Raw genomic sequence first — 6,620 nt, 5'->3', positions numbered from 1 at the left:
CGCCAACGGCCTCGTCAAAGCCGACGTCGCATACTCGCACGCTTGACATTCAAGACAGTCGCCGGGTTCGGCGCTGCGCGCCGCCCCGGAATGACCACCCCAACTGATCAACCGAATGCGGCATGAGCCGCCTCAGCGCGGCGGCGTGCCGTTCGCCGACAGGACCTCGCCGGCCAGATAGAGCGAGCCGGTGATCAGGATGCGGGGCGGAGGCTCGAGGTCGAGGGCGCCGACGCGGGCGAGCGCCTCGTCGAGCGACCGGCAGGCGTCGGCCGGCAGGCCGAGGCCGCGGGCCGTCGCGGCGACGTCCTCGGCCGGCAGGCCCTTGTCCTGGTGGATCGGCACGGCGATCAGCCGCAGCGCCAGCCCGAGGAAGTTCTGCAGGAAGCCGACGGCGTCCTTGGTGGACAGCATGCCGACGATCAGCACCAGCGGGCGCGAGACGCGCTCCTCCAGGTCGCCGAGCGCCGCCGCGACGGCGCGGCCGCCGTCGGCATTGTGGCCGCCGTCGAGCCACAGCTCGCTGCCCGCCGGCGCGAGGGCGACCAGCGCACCGGCCGCGAGGCGCTGCATGCGGGCCGGCCACTCGGCCTTGATCAGCCCCTGCTCGTAGGCGGCGACCGGCAGGCCGAGGCCGGCGGCCCGCAGCGCCGCGATCGCCGTGCCGGCATTGTCGAACTGATGGCGGCCGAACAGGCGCGGGGCCGGCAGGTCGAGCAGGCCGTCGCTGTCCTGATAGACGAGGCGACCGCGCTCCTCGGCCGCCATCCACTCTTGCCCGGCGACCATCGGCACGGCGCCGATCGCCTCGGCGCGCTCGACCAGCACGTCGCGGGCGACGTCGATCTGGCGGGCGATCACGGCCGGCACGCCACGCTTGAAGATGCCGGCCTTCTCGACCGCGATCTTCGCGAGCGTGTCGCCGAGGAACTCGACGTGGTCCATCGACACCGGCGTCACCACGCTCGCCAGCGGATGGGCGACCACGTTGGTGGCGTCGAGCCGCCCGCCGAGGCCGACCTCGAGCAGCAGCACGTCGGCCGGGTGACGGGCGAACAGCACGAACGCCGCCGCGGTCTCGATCTCGAACACCGTGATGGGGGCGCCGCCGTTGCGCTCCTCGCAATGCGCGAGGACCTCGGCCAGCTCCTGGTCGGAGACCAGCTCGCCGCCGCCGGCGCGGGCGAGGCGGAACCGCTCGGCGAGCCGCACCAGGTTCGGCGAGGTGTAGACGTGCACGCGCCGGCCGGCCGCCTCCAGCATGGCGCGCATGAAGGCGATGGTGGAGCCCTTGCCGTTGGTGCCGGCGACGTGGATCACGGGCGGCAGCCGCCGCTCCGGATGATCGAGTGCGGCGAGCAGCCGCCAGATGCGGTCGAGCGTGAGATCGATGCGGCGCGGATGCAGCGCGAGCAGCCGCGCCAGGATGGCGTCGACGGGGGCGGGAAGAGTCATGACGACGCTGCGGGCGCCGAGACCCTCTCCCTGAGGGAGGGGGTCGGCGCGCGGAGCGCGCCGGGGCGAGGGTTTACGGCGCTGATGGGAGAGCTCGGCCCCCCCTCACCCGGATCTCGCGCCGATGCGCGAGATCCGACCTCTCCCCGCAGGGGAGAGGTGAAGCGGAGCCCATCGCGGGCTCGTGCCAAGACACGGATGGCCGGGACGAGCCCGGCCATGACGACGTCGTGCATCTGCCCGAACGACCTGATCACGTCGCCGGCTCGGGCGCGGGGACCGGCTCCGGCGGGGCGACGGCCGGCAGGTTGGTGGGCGGCTCCGGCGCCGGCTGCTTGGTCAGCAGCCGGCAGATCCGGGCGACGGTGGCGCGGAGCTCGTGGCGGTGCACCACCATGTCGACCATGCCGTGCGCCTTCAGATACTCGGACTTCTGGAAGCCGTCGGGCAGCCGCTCGCGGATCGTCTGCTCGATGACGCGCGGGCCGGCGAAGCCGATCAGCGCGCCCGGCTCGGCGATGTGGACGTCGCCGAGCATCGCGTAGGACGCCGTGACGCCGCCGGTGGTCGGATTGGTCAGCACGACGACGTAGGGCTTCCGCGCCTCGCGCAGCCTCTGCACCGCGACCGTGGTGCGCGGCATCTGCATCAGCGACAGGATGCCCTCCTGCATGCGGGCGCCGCCCGAGGAGACGAACAGGACGAACGGCGTCTGCTTGTCGATCGCGGTCTCGATGCCGGCGATGATCGCCTCGCCGGCCGCCATGCCGAGCGACCCGCCCATGAAGTCGAACTCCTGGACGCCGATGACGACCGGCTGGCCCTCCAGCTTGCCGTAGCCGAGCTTCACGGCGTCGGTCAGGCCGGTCTTGGCGCGGGCGTCCTTGAGGCGGTCGGTGTAGCGGCGCGCGTCGCGGAACTTGAGCGGATCGATCGGCACCGGCGGCACGCCGACGTCGAACCAGGTCTCGCCGTCGAACATCGACTTGAGGCGCGCGGTCGCGCCCATGCGCATGTGATAGTTCGAGCCGGGAATGACGAACTGGTTCGCCTCGACGTCCTTGTAGAAGACGAGCTGGCCGGTCTCCGGGCACTTGATCCAGAGATTCTCCGGCACCTCGCGGCGGTTGAGGAAATTGCGGATCTTCGGACGGACGACGTTCGAGATCCAGTTCATCGAGGTGATGTCCATGGCACCTTACTCCGCGGCCGGACGCCGCGCGCTGCGCACGCCGCCGGCGAGCTGCCGCACGAGGCCGGCGGCGGCCTCGACGGTCGCTCCCGTCGCGGCGTCGTTCTGATCGAGCGAGGACCTTATGGCGGCGACCAGCGCCGAGCCGACCACCACGGCGTCGGCCCCCTGCGCGATCGCAGCGGCATCGTCGGCGGTGCGCACGCCGAAGCCGACCGCGACGGGCAGCGGCGTCCTCGCCTTGATGGCGGCGACGGCGCGGCCGACCGCCGCGAAGTCGGGCTTGGCCGTGCCGGTCACGCCGGTGATCGAGACGTAGTAGAGGAAGCCCGACGTGTTGGCGAGCACGGCCGGCATCCGCTTGGCGTCGGTGGTCGGCGTGACGAGACGGACGAAGTTGATCCCGGCCTTCACGGCCGGCACGCACAGCTCGTCGTCCTCCTCGGGCGGCAGATCCACCACGATCAGCCCGTCGACGCCGGCGGCCCTGGCGTCGGCGAGGAAGCGCTCGACGCCGTAGACGTAGATCGGGTTGAAGTAGCCCATCAGCACGATCGGGGTCGCGTCGTCGTGCGCGCGAAACGCGCGCACCAGGTCGAGCGTCTTCGGCAGCGTCTGGTGCTGCGCGAGGGCGCGCTGCGACGACGCCTGGATGGTCGGCCCGTCCGACATCGGATCGGAGAACGGCATGCCGAGCTCGATCACGTCGGCGCCGGCCGCCGGCAGCGCCTTCAGGATGGCGAGCGACGTCTGCGGATCGGGATCGCCGGCCGTGACGAAGGTCACGAGCCCGGCCCGGCCCTCGCGCTTCAGCGCGGCGAAACGGGTGTCGATGCGGGTGGTCATGATCAGTGCGGTCCCCCGTTGCTGCCGCGGACGACGCTCGTGAAGTCGGACCAGTCCTCCACCTTGAACGCCCGGATGTCCCGTACGGACTGACGGAACCAGTCGATCGCGCGCAGCGTATCGATCGCCTTGTAGACGGCCGTCAGGGTCGACTCGCCGTCGTGGAGATAGACGCTGCCCTGAGTCCATTTGAACCCGATGGACTCGAGCTCGCGCCGAACCTCGAAATGCGCGTTGTTGTACGGATCACCGTACGCCTTCCGCAGAACGTTGACGTCGAGATCGAACGCGATGGCGTACATCAGAACGTCCCCCCCAGATGCCGGGCGACGGCGTCCAGGTCCTTGTCGCCGCGGCCGGAGAGGTTGATCACCATCAGGTGGTCCTTCGGCTTCTGCGGGGCCAGCGCGATCGCCTTGGCGAGGGCGTGGGCCGGCTCCAGCGCCGGGATGATGCCCTCGAGGCGCGAGCACAGCTTGAAGGCGTCGAGCGCCTCGTCGTCGGTGGCGGAGAGGTACTGCACCCGGCCGATGTCGGCGAGCCAGGCGTGCTCGGGCCCGACGCCCGGATAGTCGAGGCCGGCCGAGATCGAATGCGCCTCGTCGATCTGCCCGTCGGCATCCATCAGCAGATAGGTGCGGTTGCCGTGCAGGACGCCCGGACGACCGCCGCTGATCGAGGCGGCGTGCTTGCCGGTCATGACACCGTGGCCGGCCGCCTCGACCCCGTAGATCTCGACCGAGGCGTCGTCCAGGAACGGATGGAACAGGCCCATGGCGTTGGAGCCGCCGCCGATGCAGGCGACGAGCGAATCCGGCAGGCGGCCCTCGGCCTCCTGCATCTGCGCCTTCGCCTCGATGCCGATGATCGACTGGAAGTCGCGCACCATCATCGGATAGGGGTGCGGGCCCGCCACCGTGCCGATGCAGTAGAACGTGTCGGCGACATTGGTGACCCAGTCGCGCAGCGCCTCGTTCATGGCGTCCTTGAGGGTCGACGAGCCCGACGTGACGGGCCGCACCTCGGCGCCGAGCGCCTTCATGCGCAGGACGTTCGGCTGCTGCCGGTCGATGTCGACGGCGCCCATGTAGACGATGCAGTCGAGCCCGAACTTGGCGCACAGGGTCGCGGTGGCGACGCCGTGCATGCCGGCGCCGGTCTCGGCGATGATCCGCCGCTTGCCCATGCGCACCGCCAGCATGATCTGGCCGAGCACGTTGTTCACCTTGTGGGCGCCGGTGTGGTTGAGGTCCTCGCGCTTGAGGTAGATCTTCGCCCCGCCGAGATGCGCGGTCAGGCGCTCGGCGAGGTAGAGCGGCGAGGGCCGGCCCACATAGGTGGCGAGATGGCCGTCCATGACGCGCCTGAACGCCGGATCGGCCTTGGCCTCCGCATAGGCGGCCTCCAGCTCGAGCACCAGCGGCATCAGGGTCTCGGCGACGAAACGGCCGCCATAGAGGCCGAAATGGCCGCGCTCGTCGGGCCCGGTGCGGAACGAATTGGGCTTCTGCTGGATGCTCATGCGGGTCCTGGCGGAAACTCGGTTGGGGACGGCCGGCTGCCGGGCTCGGGCGTCCGCGCACCGCGCGAGACCGCCGTCGCCCGCGACAGGTCACGGGGCCGTCACGGTCGGCCCCTTGCTAGCACCAAGCCGGGCGTCAGGGGAGAGGCAAAGCCGCGCGGCCCGGCCCCGCCGGGGCGGCGGCCGCACGGGCGGCCCGGACGAAGTCCACGATCCGGCCCGGATCCTTCTCGCCGGGCGCCCGCTCGACCCCGGAGGAGACGTCGACGGCCGGCGCCCCGGTGACGCGCAGCGCCTCGCCGACATTGGCCGGGTCGAGGCCGCCGGACAGCATGTAGGGCAGGCCGGGGTCGAGCCCCTGCAGCAGGGTCCAGTCGAACGCCTGGCCGAGCCCGCCCGGCCGGGTCGCCCCCTTGGGCGGTCGGGCATCGAACAGGATCCGGTCGGCGACCGCCGCATAGGCCGGCACCCGGGCGAGATCCGCGGCCTCGGCGATGGCCAGCGCCTTGACGACGGGACGGCCGAACCGCGCCCGCACGGCGGCGACCCGCTCCGGGGTCTCCCGGCCGTGGAGCTGCAGCATGTCGGGATCGAGCGCCGCGACGATGTCGGCGAGCAGCGCGTCGTCGGCGTCGACCGTGAGGGCGACCCGCTGCAGCCGCCCTTTCGCCTGCGCCGTCAGCGCGCGGCCGAGGGCGAGATCGACATGCCGGGGCGACGGCGGGAACACCACGAAGCCCGCCAGGTCGGCGCCCGCCCCGATCGCCGCGTCGAGCGCCTCGGGGGTCGTCAGGCCGCAGATCTTGATCAGGAGGGTCATGGCGATGGGCGTTGGACCAAAGTGATCAGCCTGTCCAGGCTGGCCACGAGCGGATCGATTCGGTTGGCGAGGACATCGGCGACGAGCTCCAGGTCGATCTGCCAGTAGGAGTGCACGGTGACGTTCCGCAGGCCCACGATCGCCTGCCAGGGAATGTCGGGTGCTGCCGTCTTCGCCTCGGCGGAGACCTTGTTCAGGGCCTCCCCGACGACGACCAGATCGGACAGGGCCGCATGGAGCGGCTGCCTGGCGCCCGCGAGGACTTCGGCGTCGATCCCGCCCGCATCGTTCCACGTGGACAGGGCATAGTCGCGGGCGTCTTGCAGCCGATCGAGGTCGGTGCGGCTTTCCTCTGGGCTCATAGGGGCTCCACGAGCCGCGGAAAGTCCACGGCCTCCCTGCCCTTCAGGCCGCTGACGAGAACGATCCCGACCGGACGCCCGAGCAGCTCGGCCAGATCGACCTCGGCCTGCGCCAGGCCGAGCAGATCGAGGCCGGGCCGTTTCTCGGCGAGAAACTCCAGAGCATTGTCGGCGAAGGCGTGGCCGATGCTCCCGCGCGGCAGCAGCCCGAGGATCTTCAGCGGGTGCTTCGCCTCGATCGCCGCGACATGCATGCGCAGGATCGAACGGTTGATGTCCGGGGCGTTCATGGCACCACCTCCGCCGTCAGCGAACACCCTGCCGAACGGCAATTCGCCGGTGACGAGCCGTCGCCGTCGGTCACGACAGAGGTGTGGTCGCCCGCGTACGGCCGCAAGCGGGTGTTCGCGACCGTGAGAACGG

The 6,620-nt window shown here is 71.2% G+C and carries 8 protein-coding genes; all 8 read right to left on the bottom strand.

The genetic code is table 11. From position 1 onward, the window contains the following. Positions 1-132: 132 nt before the first annotated feature. The 8 genes from J2S22_RS28235 to J2S22_RS28200 all read right to left on the bottom strand — a co-directional run bounded on the left by J2S22_RS28235 (position 133) and on the right by J2S22_RS28200 (position 6,487). Complete coding sequence (locus J2S22_RS28235; RefSeq protein ID WP_272840534.1) at positions 133-1,455, bottom strand: bifunctional folylpolyglutamate synthase/dihydrofolate synthase; 1,323 nt, start codon at positions 1,453-1,455, stop codon at positions 133-135. 253 nt (positions 1,456-1,708) lie between these two features. After that, a complete protein-coding gene (gene accD, locus J2S22_RS28230) occupies positions 1,709-2,632 on the bottom strand; it encodes an acetyl-CoA carboxylase, carboxyltransferase subunit beta (RefSeq protein ID WP_272777978.1) in 924 nt (307 codons plus the stop codon). A 21-nt stretch (positions 2,633-2,653) separates the two neighbouring features. Further along, on the bottom strand, positions 2,654-3,493 hold the full coding sequence (gene trpA / locus J2S22_RS28225; protein WP_272777974.1) for a tryptophan synthase subunit alpha: 840 nt from the start codon (positions 3,491-3,493) through the stop codon (positions 2,654-2,656). A 2-nt stretch (positions 3,494-3,495) separates the two neighbouring features. Beyond that, positions 3,496-3,795, bottom strand: a complete 300-nt coding sequence (locus tag J2S22_RS28220) for a virulence protein (protein ID WP_272777973.1) — start codon at positions 3,793-3,795, stop codon at positions 3,496-3,498. Then, complete coding sequence (gene trpB / locus J2S22_RS28215) at positions 3,795-5,015, bottom strand: tryptophan synthase subunit beta (RefSeq protein ID WP_272777972.1); 1,221 nt, start codon at positions 5,013-5,015, stop codon at positions 3,795-3,797. The genes J2S22_RS28220 and trpB overlap by 1 nt, the downstream gene beginning before the upstream one ends. A 136-nt stretch (positions 5,016-5,151) precedes the next feature. Then, the gene (locus J2S22_RS28210; RefSeq protein WP_272777971.1) at positions 5,152-5,835 is read right to left on the bottom strand and encodes a phosphoribosylanthranilate isomerase; all 684 of its coding nucleotides are present in this window, start codon (positions 5,833-5,835) and stop codon (positions 5,152-5,154) included. Further along, complete coding sequence (locus J2S22_RS28205) at positions 5,832-6,197, bottom strand: HepT-like ribonuclease domain-containing protein (protein ID WP_272777970.1); 366 nt, start codon at positions 6,195-6,197, stop codon at positions 5,832-5,834. The genes J2S22_RS28210 and J2S22_RS28205 overlap by 4 nt, the downstream gene beginning before the upstream one ends. Next, positions 6,194-6,487 (bottom strand): hypothetical protein, encoded by a 294-nt coding sequence (locus J2S22_RS28200; RefSeq protein ID WP_272777969.1) that lies wholly within the window; start codon positions 6,485-6,487, stop codon positions 6,194-6,196. Before J2S22_RS28200 ends, J2S22_RS28205 begins: the two co-directional genes overlap by 4 nt. Positions 6,488-6,620: the final 133 nt, after the last annotated feature.

It is taken from the genome of Rhodoplanes tepidamans (genome assembly GCF_030813915.1).
GTDB lineage: Bacteria > Pseudomonadota > Alphaproteobacteria > Rhizobiales > Xanthobacteraceae > Rhodoplanes > Rhodoplanes tepidamans.
The sequence above is the reverse complement of the archived record's forward strand: the minus strand, read 5'-3'. Positions and strand labels throughout refer to the sequence as shown.

Coding starts and splice junctions, on each gene's coding strand:
- J2S22_RS28235 (WP_272840534.1), bottom strand. CDS start 1,455: ATGACTCTTCCCGCCCCCGTCGACGCCATCCTGGCGCGGCTGCTCGCG.
- accD (WP_272777978.1), bottom strand. CDS start 2,632: ATGAACTGGATCTCGAACGTCGTCCGTCCGAAGATCCGCAATTTCCTC.
- trpA (WP_272777974.1), bottom strand. CDS start 3,493: ATGACCACCCGCATCGACACCCGTTTCGCCGCGCTGAAGCGCGAGGGC.
- J2S22_RS28220 (WP_272777973.1), bottom strand. CDS start 3,795: ATGTACGCCATCGCGTTCGATCTCGACGTCAACGTTCTGCGGAAGGCG.
- trpB (WP_272777972.1), bottom strand. CDS start 5,015: ATGAGCATCCAGCAGAAGCCCAATTCGTTCCGCACCGGGCCCGACGAG.
- J2S22_RS28210 (WP_272777971.1), bottom strand. CDS start 5,835: ATGACCCTCCTGATCAAGATCTGCGGCCTGACGACCCCCGAGGCGCTC.
- J2S22_RS28205 (WP_272777970.1), bottom strand. CDS start 6,197: ATGAGCCCAGAGGAAAGCCGCACCGACCTCGATCGGCTGCAAGACGCC.
- J2S22_RS28200 (WP_272777969.1), bottom strand. CDS start 6,487: ATGAACGCCCCGGACATCAACCGTTCGATCCTGCGCATGCATGTCGCG.